The organism is Insulibacter thermoxylanivorax (assembly GCF_015472005.1).
GTDB lineage: Bacteria > Bacillota > Bacilli > Paenibacillales > DA-C8 > Insulibacter > Insulibacter thermoxylanivorax.
In genome coordinates, this window is record NZ_BMAQ01000004.1 from 16,445 (window position 1) to 29,701 (window position 13,257).

At 54.1% G+C, this 13,257-nt stretch carries 11 protein-coding genes; 6 read left to right on the top strand and 5 right to left on the bottom strand.

Annotated elements, in window-relative coordinates; genetic code table 11:
• Positions 1-366 precede the first annotated feature (366 nt).
• Complete coding sequence (locus PRECH8_RS02540) at positions 367-1,416, top strand: S8 family peptidase (RefSeq protein ID WP_200965517.1); 1,050 nt, start codon at positions 367-369, stop codon at positions 1,414-1,416.
• On the opposite strand, the gene argS is transcribed toward PRECH8_RS02540, so the two are convergent.
• The 4 genes from argS to speE form a co-directional block, all read right to left on the bottom strand.
• Positions 1,326-2,999, bottom strand: a complete 1,674-nt coding sequence (gene argS / locus PRECH8_RS02545) for an arginine--tRNA ligase (RefSeq protein WP_200965518.1) — start codon at positions 2,997-2,999, stop codon at positions 1,326-1,328. The genes PRECH8_RS02540 and argS overlap by 91 nt on opposite strands.
• Positions 2,996-3,430, bottom strand: a complete 435-nt coding sequence (locus PRECH8_RS02550) for a YwiB family protein (RefSeq protein ID WP_200965519.1) — start codon at positions 3,428-3,430, stop codon at positions 2,996-2,998. Before PRECH8_RS02550 ends, argS begins: the two co-directional genes overlap by 4 nt.
• Positions 3,427-4,299 (bottom strand): agmatinase, encoded by an 873-nt coding sequence (gene speB, locus PRECH8_RS02555; protein ID WP_200965520.1) that lies wholly within the window; start codon positions 4,297-4,299, stop codon positions 3,427-3,429. The genes PRECH8_RS02550 and speB overlap by 4 nt, the downstream gene beginning before the upstream one ends.
• A 162-nt stretch (positions 4,300-4,461) precedes the next feature.
• Positions 4,462-5,289, bottom strand: a complete 828-nt coding sequence (gene speE, locus PRECH8_RS02560) for a polyamine aminopropyltransferase (RefSeq protein ID WP_200965521.1) — start codon at positions 5,287-5,289, stop codon at positions 4,462-4,464.
• Positions 5,290-5,542: 253 nt separating this feature from the next.
• Between speE and PRECH8_RS02565 the strand changes: the two genes are divergently transcribed.
• Positions 5,543-7,642, top strand: a complete 2,100-nt coding sequence (locus tag PRECH8_RS02565) for a transglycosylase domain-containing protein (RefSeq protein WP_200965603.1) — start codon at positions 5,543-5,545, stop codon at positions 7,640-7,642.
• Between the two features lie 187 nt (positions 7,643-7,829).
• On the opposite strand, the gene PRECH8_RS02570 is transcribed toward PRECH8_RS02565, so the two are convergent.
• On the bottom strand, positions 7,830-8,333 hold the full coding sequence (locus tag PRECH8_RS02570) for a YwhD family protein (RefSeq protein WP_200965522.1): 504 nt from the start codon (positions 8,331-8,333) through the stop codon (positions 7,830-7,832).
• A gap of 253 nt (positions 8,334-8,586) precedes the next feature.
• Between PRECH8_RS02570 and PRECH8_RS02575 the strand changes: the two genes are divergently transcribed.
• From PRECH8_RS02575 to PRECH8_RS02590, 4 genes are all read left to right on the top strand, one after another.
• On the top strand, positions 8,587-10,602 hold the full coding sequence (locus tag PRECH8_RS02575; protein ID WP_200965523.1) for a M1 family metallopeptidase: 2,016 nt from the start codon (positions 8,587-8,589) through the stop codon (positions 10,600-10,602).
• Entirely contained in the window at positions 10,599-11,435 is an 837-nt protein-coding gene (locus PRECH8_RS02580; RefSeq protein WP_200965524.1) for a hypothetical protein, read from the top strand. Before PRECH8_RS02575 ends, PRECH8_RS02580 begins: the two co-directional genes overlap by 4 nt.
• Before the next feature lie 166 nt (positions 11,436-11,601).
• Positions 11,602-12,402, top strand: coding sequence for a flagellar motor stator protein MotA (gene motA / locus PRECH8_RS02585; RefSeq protein WP_200965525.1), 801 nt, complete (start codon positions 11,602-11,604; stop codon positions 12,400-12,402).
• Entirely contained in the window at positions 12,380-13,216 is an 837-nt protein-coding gene (locus PRECH8_RS02590; protein WP_200965526.1) for a flagellar motor protein MotB, read from the top strand. Before motA ends, PRECH8_RS02590 begins: the two co-directional genes overlap by 23 nt.
• The last annotated feature ends 41 nt before the right edge of the window (positions 13,217-13,257 follow it).

Below are 13,257 nucleotides of genomic sequence, written 5' to 3' on the forward strand. Positions count from 1 at the left end.
CTTGACCTTACAAGTATCAAAATAAGTAAACCTTATTTTGAACCAAATTGCAACCACTGCTGCCTCATCGCTGGACATTTTTTGAATTCCGCCAAACACGGATAAGCTGCCCCAAGCCCCGGCGCCCGGGGTCTAAGGCAGCTTCTGACTGTATCCGCGAGAGATCGTGACGGCCGGCAGGGATCACCGCATGCCGCACGCCAACGATGCTCTCAACCTATACATATGAATCCAGTCCTTAATTGACACTTACACCAGCCTAATTCTCGACAAAGTAGAGCGAACCGCCTATGCCGCCTGCACATCTCTCACATAAACTGTTTGTTATCTAGAACTGTCACCCAAGCAGGAGGGGTTCGTGCGTTGATGAAGACACAAAGAGCAGGCGGGATATCCTCACAATCCGAATATATCATCCCCCATTTCTGGGCGAGTGCCTTAGAGCTTCCCTTGCAGCTCTTCAGACAGCAGCCATGGCGGACACAGACTCCTTTCATCTCATGGGGAGCCAAATGCATCAGGGCCCATAAAGTGTGGAAGCATATTCCGAAGCGCAAGATTCACATCGCGATCATCGATACGGGGCTGGACTACTCACATAAGGATCTCGCCCGTACAACCGGAGCCGGCTACAATGTGCTGCACCCGGATTCTCCGCCCCATGATGATAACGGCCACGGCACGCATATCGCCGGCACCATCGCTGCGACCAATCCGGAGTCCGGCATGACCGGCACGGCCCCCCAGACGATCATCCATCCCGTCAAAGCCTTCGACCAGAGCGGATCGGCACGGATCTCCGATATCGTGAGCGGCATCGAATGGTGCATCAAAAACCGCATGGATATCATCAATATGAGCTTCGGTATGCAGCAAAGCAGCCCCTTGCTGCGCGATGCCGTGCGCCGCGCCGCTCGCGCAGGCATCATCATCGTCGCCTCGGCCGGCAATGACGGGAAACGGCGGGCGGATTATCCCGCCCGCTATCCCGAAGCAATCAGCGTAGGAGCTGCAACGCGTCAGGGCAAAATCTTGAACATCAGCAATCGGGGGCGTTACATCGATCTCTATGCCCCTGGAGAAGAAGTGGTATCCACTTGGCTTAACGGCCGTTACCATGCGCTCAGCGGCACTTCCATGGCTGCCTCCTATGTCAGCGGCGCCTGCGCACTGCTCTTAGCTGTCAAGCCCGGGCTGACCTCCAAACAAGTGAAGCGATTGCTGAAGAGAAGCCAAACACCGGTTTCGCCTGCCAAGAAGCAGGGCAAAACCGGTGTTGGTATCATCAATGTTCATCGGGCTGTGATGCGCCTATTAAACAAGAATCACATGCGTTCCGGAGCGGATACGCCAACCAGGCGCAGGACATTGCGCAGGACGGTGCGTACACAGAAGACCAAGGCAAGGCGCGCTTGAGTCTGGGCCTGATCCTCTGTGATGATGCGTTCGGCTTTGTAATAGCTGTGGAACATCGAGGCCAGCTCGAAGATATAGCGGATTAAACGATGCGGCGCGTAGAGTTCTGCTGCTTCCTTAACTTCTTGCGGCAGCTCGCCGAGCTTCTGAAGCAGTTCGAACTCCGTCTCCGTCTGGAGCCTCTCAAGTTCAATTCTCTCCAGCGGCAACAGCTGGATGCCCTGCTCTTCTGCCTGACGATAGATGCTGCAGATCCGGGCATGAGCGTATTGCACGTAGTAGACCGGGTTCTCATTGGACTGGGAAACGGCCAGATCCATATCGAAGTCGAGATGGGAATCGATGCCGCGCATCGTGAAGAAATAGCGGATCGCGTCCACCCCAACCTCGTCCATCAGGTCCTCCATCGTCACGGCCTTGCCCGTCCGCTTCGACATCTTGACCTTCTCGCCGCCTTGATACAAGCTGACCATCTGCGTGACGAGCACCGTCAGCCGCTCCGAAGGATAACCAAGGGCTTCCATCGCCGCTTTGACCCGCGCGATATATCCGTGATGGTCCGCGCCCCAGATATTGATGAGCTGGTCGAAGCCGCGGTTGAATTTGTTCTTATGGTAGGCGATGTCGGGCGTCAAGTAAGTGTAGGATCCGTCGTTCTTGACCAATACGCGATCCTTATCGTCTCCGTAAGGCGTCGTCTTCAGCCATACGGCTCCTTCCGCCTCATAGGTCTGTCCCTTATCCTTCAGTTCCTGCAGGACCGCTTCAACTTCTCCAGCTTCATAGAGAGCTGTCTCCGAAGTCCAGACATCGAAGGTCACCCGGAACCGCTCGAGATCTCGTTTGATCTTCGCCAGTTCTTGTTCCAGACCGAACTGGCGGAAATATTGCAACCGCTCCTCCTCCGGCCAGGAAAGATACTTATCCCCGTCCTGTTCAACCAATTGTTGAGCGAAACCGATGATATCGTCGCCGTAATAACCGTCCTCCGGCATCTCCGCCTCGATCCCGAGCGCCTGCTTGTAGCGGGCATCGATCGATTTGGCCAGATTCAAGATCTGGTTGCCGGCATCGTTGATATAATATTCCCGCGTTACATCATAGCCGGCAAAGTCGAGCACGTTGCACAGCGAATCGCCGAAGGCCGCTCCCCGAGCATGGCCGAGATGCAGGCTCCCCGTCGGGTTGGCGCTGACGAATTCCACCTGGATCTTCTTGCCCTCGCCGATGTTGATGCGGCCGTAATCATCGCCTTGTTCGAAGATCTGATTCACCACACCGTACAAGTAGCTCTTGTTCATGTAGAAGTTGATGAATCCCGGGCCGGCGATCTCGATCCGTTCGACGTATACCTCTTCTTTCCGAATGCGCTCAACGATGCTCTCCGCGATCGACCGAGGATTCTGCTTCGCCAGCCTGGTCAGCTGCATTGCGATATTCGTCGAATAATCCCCATGCACCTTCTCCCGAGGAGTCTCTAAGACGAATTCCGGCAGATTCTCTTCATCGACCAAACCCGCAGCGAGAACAGCTTGTCTGATCTCATCTACCAGGGCTTGTTTCACTTGCTCGATTACGCTCATATAGCTTCCTCCTGTATGTTTAACTTAAGGTTGAAAGTTCCTGCTGGTTCATCTGCTACATATAGTATATAGGACCACGCGGCCGTCCATCTACCATTCTGCTGTTCCAGCCGCATCGAGCGCGTGTCAGTAACGATCGGCAATGTGCCTGCAGGTGTTCGATGATGCCCCTTTCGCTTGTGATGCAGGACGAAGGTTTGCTCGGATTCGATCTCCCCGCGCCGCATGATCTTGATCTCCCGTTCCGACAGTTTGACTACCGTCCGCGTCATACCGCCCTGTTCATCCTGCTCCGTATATCTCACATATACAATTGAACCCTTCTGATACAACTCGCCCTTATAATCTTGCTCGATTTGCTCATCGTCCCATATGCTCACCAACTTGATATTGACGGGAAGCCGCTGCGACATGATCAGCCGTCTGCTCATCCCTTCACGAATCCGAGCAGCATCTCGCGGATCAGCTTGGCGGCGACGATGGCCGTCTGTTCCGTCGGATCGTAGATAGGTGCTACTTCCACAAGATCGCAGCCGACGACTCGCACATCGGAGCGAGCGATCGCATGAATGGCAGCCAGCAGTTCCTTAGAAGTGATGCCGCCTGCTTCCGCCGTTCCCGTCCCGGGAGCTGCGGATGGATCGAGCACATCGATGTCAATCGTAACATAGACCGGGCGACCCTTAAGGCTGGGCAAGACCCGCTCCAAAGGTTCTAACACATCGAAGGGATAGAAATGGCATTCGTGCCGTCCGTACTCGAACTCTTCCTTGGAACCGGAGCGGATGCCGAATTGGTAGATGTTCTTGCCGCCGATTAATTCGCAGGCCTTGCGCATCGGCGTAGAGTGGGAGAGCGGCTCTCCTTCATACTGGTCGCGAAGATCCGCATGGGCATCGATATGGATCACTGCAAGTTCAGGGTACCGTTTATAGACTTCCTGCAAGATGGGCCAAGTGACGAGATGTTCGCCGCCCAGGCCGACGATCAGCTTCCCGTCAGCCAGGGGTTTCCGTACATACTCAGCGATGAGCTCCAGGCTGCGCGCCGCATTCCCAAAGGGAAGCAGCAGATCGCCGGCATCCATGTACTTGATCTCATACAGCGTACGATCCAGGTAGGGGCTGTATTCCTCCAGCCCCACCGATGCTTCACGGATCCGCGCAGGACCGAACCGCGCACCCGGGCGGAAGCTGACGGTGAAGTCCATCGGCATGCCGTAGATCACCGCTTGCGCTTCATCATAATCTTCAGAACTGCAGATGAATACATTCCCTGAGTAAGCCTGATCCAATTTCACCGTTCATACAACCCTTCTCTAACCTAATGTTTAAGAATTCCTATCTTCCTGTATCCGAGTATGCCACATCCCGAACATGCTGCTCTTAGATGTCATCACATATCTGTTCTTGCTGCATCCCTTCTGTGCTGATGCTGCTGCGCTCGGGAATCTTAGACGGGATTACTTCAGCAGATCTTCTACAAACTTGGGCAGCACGAAACATGCCCGATGAAGACGAGGCGAATAGTACTTCGTGTCCATCTCAGGAATCGCCGATTCTTCGACCTCAAGCGGGTCGTACTTCTTGCTCCCCATCGTGAAGGTCCACATTCCGCTTGGATAGGTAGGGATATTCGCGGTATAGACGCGGACGATCGGGAACACCTCCCGCACATCGCGGTTCACGCTCTTGATCAGCTCTGCCTTGAACCACGGGTTGTCGGTCTGAGCGACGAAGATGCCGTCCTCCCGAAGCGCCTCGTAGATGCCTTGATAGAACCCGCGCGTGAACAGTTGCACCGCCGGTCCTACCGGTTCTGTCGAGTCCACCATGATTACATCATATTCGTTCTTATGATCATGGATATGCATATATCCGTCATTCACCAGCACCTCAACCCGCGGATCATCCAGCGCGCCGGCGATCCCGGGCAGGAATCTCTTGGAGTACTCGATTACCTTACCGTCTATATCAACCAATACGGCTTTCTCAACATCGGGATGTTTTAAGACTTCGCGAATCACTCCGCCGTCTCCGCCGCCTACAACCAGTACTCGGCGCGGATTCGGATGGGTGGCCAGCGCGGGATGCGCCAGCATCTCATGATAGACGAACTCATCTTTCTCCGTTGTCATAACCATGTCATCCAGCACGAGCATCCGCCCGAATTCCAAGGTATCGATGATCGCCAAGTCTTGATACTGGGTTTGCTCTCGTACGAGCGTCTCACGAACTTTGGCCGTGATGCCAAAGTGCTCGGTTTGTTTCTCTGTAAACCATAGTTCCATAGGCATTCCTCTTTTCTCTCCAAGATAGATATGTGATTAGTATACCAAGCATAAGCCGTCTAGATGCTTCGCAATAACATATGAAGTAATTATATTAAATCACAATAGAATTGCAATGTTTTTACATGAACAGGAATCGAAAAAATATCAGCCGCAGCAAGCTGCAAAATCATGTCGTGCGTATAGGACCTGGATATCCCTTCCATAATAAGAATACACTATGTGAACGGGAGGAGCAGAGTACGTGTCCAGAATGCTTCGGATGAAACGCACGGCGAAGAACAAGCATGCGAAGAACAAGACAACCGCAAAGTCCAAACTCCAACTGCTGAAGACCATCGCCTCGATCTCCTTTACACTGTGTGTACTCAGCATGATCTGTCTGTTCGGCTTCCTATTATATTTCAGCGCGCAGTCCCTCCCGGCAGCGAAGGTCCAGCAAACTTCCCAGATTCTCGATGCACACGGGCAGGTGATCGACATCCTCCATGCCGGGCAGCATCGGAAAATCGTTCGCTTGTCGGAGATCTCCGATGATTTGATCCATGCCGTCGTCGCCATCGAAGACCGGCGATTCTATGATCACTTCGGCATCGACCTGTACGGTGCCGCTCGTGCCCTGTGGGTGAATCTCCGGCGGATGGCCGCCGTGCAAGGAGCAAGTACGATCACGCAGCAATTAGCGCGCAATCTGTATCTCAACCATGAACGAACATGGGACCGCAAGATGAAAGAAGCGATCTATGCCCTGCAATTGGAGATGAACTTCAGCAAGGATGAGATCCTCGAACTATACTTAAATACGATCTATTTTGGCCACAGTTTATATGGGATCGAGACCGCAGCGCAGGCTTACTTTGGCAAGTCTGCACGTGACCTGACCTTAGCTGAGAGCGCTCTGCTGGCCGGTGTGCCGAAGGGAGCGCTGTACTATTCTCCCTACTACAATCCCGACAATGCGAAGAAACGCCAGAAGCTCGTTCTGGATGCGATGGTTGAAGCCGGCATGATCACCCGCGAGGAAGCGGAGGCAGCATATGAGGAAGAACTCGTCTACCAACCGCTGCCGGAGGAGCGGCTTTCACCGGCTCCCTATTTTATAGATTATGTCAAACAAACCGCGGTACAGAAGCTGGGCATCAGCCAAGAGCAGCTTTACGGGGGCGGCATTAAGATCTATACAACATTAGATCCCCATATGCAGCGCGCTGCAGAACAAGCCATCGCTGATCATCTGCAGCATTATCCCGATCTGCAGGCTGCGCTTATCGCACTGGATCCGCGAACGGGCCATATCAAAGCGATGGTCGGCGGCCGCGACTACAAGGTGAATCAATATAACCGCGTCTTCGCCGCCAGCCGGCAGCCGGGTTCAGCCTTTAAGCCCATCATGTATCTGGCGGCTTTGAGGCAAGAAGGATTTAACGCGCTCACCCGCTACCGCAGCGAGCCGACGACGTTTACTTATGACGAAGGGCGCAAGACCTATACGCCGAGCAACTTCGGCAACCAATATGCCAATGAGGAGATCACGCTGCGGCAAGCGATTGCAAAGTCCGATAACATCTATGCCGTCCATACGATCATGGAGATCGTTCCGGAGCGGGTCATCGAAACCGCACGCCAGCTCGGCATCACCAGTCCCCTGCAGCCCCTGCCCTCCTTGGCGCTCGGCGCTTCGCCGGTCAGTCCCTTTGAGATGGCAGCGGCATACAGCGTCATCGCTAATCAAGGAGTGCGCATGGCGCCGACGGCGATCCTGCGCATCGAGGATGCTCGCGGCCGTATCTTGTATGAGAACCAGCCTGATGCTGAGCAGGTGATTGAACCCGCATATACCTATGTGCTGACCAAGCTGATGGAGAGCGTGTTCGAACCCGGGGGGACCGCAGCCAGAGTAGCGCATGTCTTGAAGCGGCCGACGGCCGGCAAGACAGGGACGACGAACTCCGATGCGTGGATGGTTGGATTCACGCCGGAGCTGACTGCGGCGGTGTGGATCGGTTACGATCGGGATCGAACGATCTCCTCCGCGGAGGCATCCCGGGCTGCGCCGATCTTCGCACAGTTCATGGAGGAATCCCTGAAGCACGTGCCGCCCAAGTTATTCCCCGTCGCTCAAGGGGTCATCTCCCTGTATGTCGATCCAACCAGCGGTACGATCGCCACGCCCAAGTGCGGAGAACATGCCCGGCTGGAGTATTTTGTGAAGGGAAGTGAACCAGGCGAATTCTGCTCTGAACATACGGCGGAGCAAGATCGCGATGACCTTCTGGAGCAGCATGAATCCGAAGGTGCGGAGCAAGAACGCCGGTCCTGGTGGGAAGATCTCAAAAGATGGTGGTTTAGATGAGGATACTTCTTCGGATACCGTATGTTCGCTTTGCGAAACTGTAACGCTGGCTGAAAGGGATCGATGGAAGGAAAATTAAACCACGAAGCGGGGAACTGCAATCACAGCACCCCCGCTTCTTTCATTTCATGTTGATCGCCCGCACGCGCACGCGATGCGCCCCTTCCGCCGCTGCTCCATCCCCTTCCTAAGTTGGATCAGATGCCAACATGTCTTTCAATTCCTGCGGCGAGCGTTCCCACCACTCTGCATTGTGCTCGATCAGCACCTTCTTAAGCAGCTGGCGTTCTTTGGCGCCAAGCCCATCCAGGATATACTTCCGCTTCAGTGCACGATCCATCTGATTGACGTGGTCGGCCAGGATCTTCCACCCGCGGCGGGCTTCGCTGTCGATCAGCATCTCACAAGCCGTTACTCCGCCGTAGAAGGCACCGCGTTCATCGCGATCCACAGCAACCCAGACAACCCACACTTGTCTGCCGTTAGGGACGTCATTTTTGTCCATGGAAAATTTAATCCGCCGCTCCACTTTGCTCTTAGCATGAAGGGCGCCGATATCGATATAAGCCTCATCCCCGTCGATGATGATGCTCGACAGGTTGCTGAGATCGATCGAGCCTGCGCCGAAACCTCTGTGGTTGACTTTATTGCTTACGATATTTAAAGAAATTTGTTTCTTTCCCGTCTCCATAAACGCGGATTCACCTCATTCTTCTGCATCGTTCTATACCGATTATATGCATTATATCACATCTGTAACTAAAACCAGCGGTCGTGCCCCTGCTTTCCACATGTTCTCCGACTTTACGTGCAACATCCGACTTCAGCCTTCAAACAGATCGTCTCTTAAGAGGCTCTGCCTGCCATTTGGGACAAAGAGAAATATTCGGCCAAGTCCCCACATATACATGCAGTAGATGCTTGTCAACGGGAGGAACCTGGCCATGAACTTACGTCTAAATCGCCGAAACATCGGCTTCTTGCCTGTGTTGTTATCCGCATTGTTCTTCATCATCGCACTCGCAACCATTCCTGGACACTTCCCGGGCGGTTTGAACAGCGCCTTTGTTCACATGGATCCAAGCAGGGGTTCCGCACCCGCACCGCCCCATGGCATCGGCAGTCCGGAGGCTGTCCAGGAGAATCCAGAGCCGAAGAACGAGCCCCTGAGCGATCGGCTCGTCGAATACCATATCAACGTTCAATTGGATGCCGATGAACACAAACTGCATGGCTTGCAGAGCATCACATGGCGTAACCCCGGAAGTCAGTCGGTGCAAGAGTTGTATTTTCATCTCTATCCGAATGCTTTCCGCAGCAGCAATACGACCTTCAATCGAGAATCCGGCGGCAAGCTGCGCGGCCAGCCGATGACTGAGGAGAGCTACGGTTACATGGAGATTCTTAAGGTGCAGTACAGCGATGGTCAGGATCTCAGCCATACGATGCGATACATCCAACCCGATGACGGGAATCCGGAAGACCAGACGCTGATGAGGATCAAACTCCCCGCCTCGGTTGCACCGGGCGAGACGGTCACCCTGCATATGGAATTCACCGTAAAACTGCCTTATGTGTATGCACGAATGGGTTATGCCGGTGATTTTGTCATGGCGGGCCAGTGGTTCCCGAAGCTGGCGGTCTATGAGCCGAAGGGGCGGCGGGGACACAAACAAGACACCTGGAATCTGCATCAATACCATGGCAATTCAGAGTTTTATGCTGACTTTGGCACGTACAACGTGAAGATCGATGTGCCGGCATCCTATCTTGTAGCTGCCACCGGTTTCCCCGTGAACACCGTCCAGGATGACGGCAGCAGGCGGCAGTATCACTACTATGCCGAGGATGTGCATGATTTTGCTTGGGCGGCTTCGCCGCATTTCATCTATGCGGAGGAGGCCTATTCCACTAGCCAGATCCCCGGTGTGAAGATCAAGCTCTATCTGGATCCGAAGCACGCGCACTTGGAGAAAAGATACTTCACCGCGGTCAAACGCGCCCTCTCGAGTTTCAGTGAATGGTACGGTCCGTATCCGTATTCCACGCTGTCAGTTGTCGTGCCGCCGGAAGGCGGTAACGGCGCCGGAGGGATGGAATATCCCACGCTGATCACCGCCTGGGCAGCGAAGGACGAAGATCCCGGCGATGAGCTGGAACGGGTCATCGTGCACGAGATCGGTCACCAGTTCTGGTACGGCATGGTGGCGAACAATGAATTCGAAGAGGCTTGGCTGGACGAGGGCTTCACCACCTATGTTGAGGAGAAGGTGATGGAGAGCGAATATGGGCTGTCACGCAGCCTGCCGATCTTGTCCAGCTATATCACCGATCCTGCTCCGCTGAAATTAAATGCTTGGGAATACCGCAGCCATGAGGTTTATGCCGAGAATGTCTATACGCGGGCAAGTCTCGTCCTGCGCGATATCGAGGAGACGATCGGCACGAAGAAGATGCAGCAAGTGCTGCGGACTTACTTTCATCGCTGGAAGTTCGATCATCCGAGCACGCGAGACTTCCAGCAAGTCCTGCAGGATGTGACCCATCGCCGCTGGGATGCTTACTTCAAACAATTCGTCTACGGGGGCATGATGATCGATTACGCGGTAAACGGCGTCCACACCTATGAGACGGAACTGAACGGCACGCGGACTTATGAGACGCGCATCCATCTGGAACGTCTGGGCGGCGCCCATCGCCCCGTTGAGATCGCCGTCAAGCTGACCGACGGGGCTGTGATGAGGGAGAGCTGGGGCGGGATCGAACAGGAGACGGTGCTGACGCTGCGCTCCGAACAGCCGGCCGCTTGGGTGTTGATCGATCCGGATTTTAGACAGATTCTGGAGAACCGCCGCTATAACAACTTCATGAAAGCCGAGATCCCTGCGCAGGACGAAGTCCGGTGGCCTTATGGAATATCGACGTTCATCGAGCTGGTCATGCAGCTCTTCGCTTGGTGAAGAAAGGTTGGTGGAAGCACATGCTTGATTCGATGAGATATGGACTTACGGTCGTCAGCCGCCGGTCATTGATCGTCCTGGTCTTATTCTTATATGAGATGGTATGGGGGTTCATCCTCTATCGGTATGTCAAATCCGTCGTTCTCCCGCTCCTGTACCGCTATCCGGGAACTGAGGCGCCGGATTGGGCGATGCTGTATTGGATCGAAGGCGAATTCCGCCTGCTGAAGACGGATCTCGCCGATCCATACTTATTGGCGATCCTTGCAATCCTGGCTGGGCGGATGCTGCTCACGCCGTTCATCAATGCAGGTCTCTATCACGCCGTGCATCAAGTATCCATAGACCAGTGGCGGGCCTTCATTACGGGTATCACCAATTACTGGGGAAGATTCTCAATCCTGTACGTCCTCCAGATGCTGATCTCATGGGCGCCGCTGGCTTGGATCATTCCCTCCTTCACGGGCAGCCTGCTGTCCGGAACCCTTGGCACAGCACAGCTGTTGGATTACGGATTGCTTCTGCTTGCATTGCTCGCTTATATCTGTTTGGTCCGTCTGGCCTTTATGTATATCCAATTCGCTGTAACCGCCGGGGAGTCATGGTTCGCTGCTGTTGCGGCATGGCTTAGATCCTTGTTCCCGGTACTGGGATTGTCGCTTCTCATCCTCCTGCTGGCTATGGTCACCCAGGGGCTGATCTCTGCTGCATCGATGTGGCGGGCCGGGCTCACGGCACTGATCCTATATCAAGCCTCTCCTCTCCTGCGCATCTTCTTCAAGATGTGGGAAATCTCATCGCAGCACGACTTATGGACTAAGATAAGAAAATAATCGCACGGAACGTTCAAGTTTCTCGCTCCTTTGACCGATATATTACATAAGGGATGTCGTCAGTGCAGGATTCATGGAGATTCATGTCGAAAATGAAGACCAGACTGTACGGGATCCAGAGGGTATCGATGCCGCATATGGTCATATCGTTGAAGGAGTGTACATGATGAAAAGTTCCACAATATACGGACTCATACTCGGTGTTATCTCAGTAGGCGTCGGGATGTTACTGAAAGGCGCTAGTCTGTCATCGTTGCTTAACGCACCAGCTTTGTTGATCATCTTCGGAGGAACAGCCGCGGTGCTGTTGACGGCGTATCCATTTAGTTCTCTTAAGAAATTACCCGTTCTGATCAAGATCGCCATCGCCGAACCGAAGCTGCTTTCCAAGCAGGAAGTGATCCAGCTCTTCACAGAATGGGCGACCATCACACGCCGCGAAGGGCTGCTTGCCTTGGAAAGCCATGTCGATGAGATCGACGACGAATTCCTGCGGAACGGCATGCGCATGATCATCGACGGCAATGATCATGATTTTGTACGCGATGTGCTCTTAGAAGATATAGCGGCTATGGAAGAGCGTCATCGCAACGGCGCCGCGATGTTTACATCTGCTGGAGCAGCAGCACCGACATTGGGTGTACTGGGTGCAGTTGTCGGACTCGTTGCAGCGCTGTCCCAAATGGAGGATGTCGCCTCCCTAGGGGCATCGATCGCCGCAGCGTTCATCGCTACGCTGTATGGGATTTTCTCCGGCTATGTCCTCTGGCATCCGATCGCGACGAAACTGAAGCAGATCTCGATGCGGGAAGTCGAATTGAAGATGATGATCGTCGAGGGATTGCTCTCCATTCAGTCCGGTGTGTCGACGTTAGCGATTCAGCAAAAACTCTCTGTATTCTTATCACCAGCAGAACGCCGGGGGGATGAGGAGGGTGCGAGATATGCGCAAGAAGAAGCGAACTAACCAAGAGGAACACATCGACGAGACTTGGCTCATCCCTTATTCAGACTTATTGACCCTTCTTCTCGCGCTGTTCATCGTACTCTTCGCTTCCAGTATCATCGATCAGAAGAAACTGGAACAGATCGGAGCATCCTTCTCCGATGCCTTCAATACCGGCGTCGGTTTCTTCACGAACACCGGCAACTCGCTCATCGAGCTGCCCGAACAGCTCAGCGCCATCACCGAACGGGAGCGCAATACCTCCGCTGCCTCCAGAGAGGGAGAGGTGGACGAGGACGATGTCAAAGCCTACCTCGCTAAGAAGCTCGCGGAAGAGACGCAGCAACTCAGTGAACTGAAGATGGAATTGGATATCTACATTCAAGAGAGCGGCTTGGACTCACAGCTTAAGACCACCCTGAACAACCATCAACTGCTGATCACATTCAGCGATACGGCCCTCTTCGATCCCGCAAGCGCTGATCTCAAGCCGCAGGCCGAACAACTGGCCCGGTCGATCGGCGAGATGCTGGCCAAGTATCCGGATTATGCGATTATGGTTTCCGGACACACTGACAATGTGCCGATCAACAATTGGCGCTACCCGTCCAACTGGGAGCTGAGTACAGCGCGCGCAGTGAACTTCATGAAAGTCCTGCTCGAATCGGATATCGATCCATCCAGAGTGAGCGCAGCGGGTTACGGAGAATACAACCCGGTTGCGGACAATGATACGCCTGAAGGGCGGGCGGCCAATCGCCGGGTTGAGGTATCCATCGTGCGCAACTACCTGACCCAGCAATTAACCGAGGCGATTCTGGAGGGAAGCAATTAACCCGAACCTATTCTTTAAGATGGATCTGCAGGGATAGATCT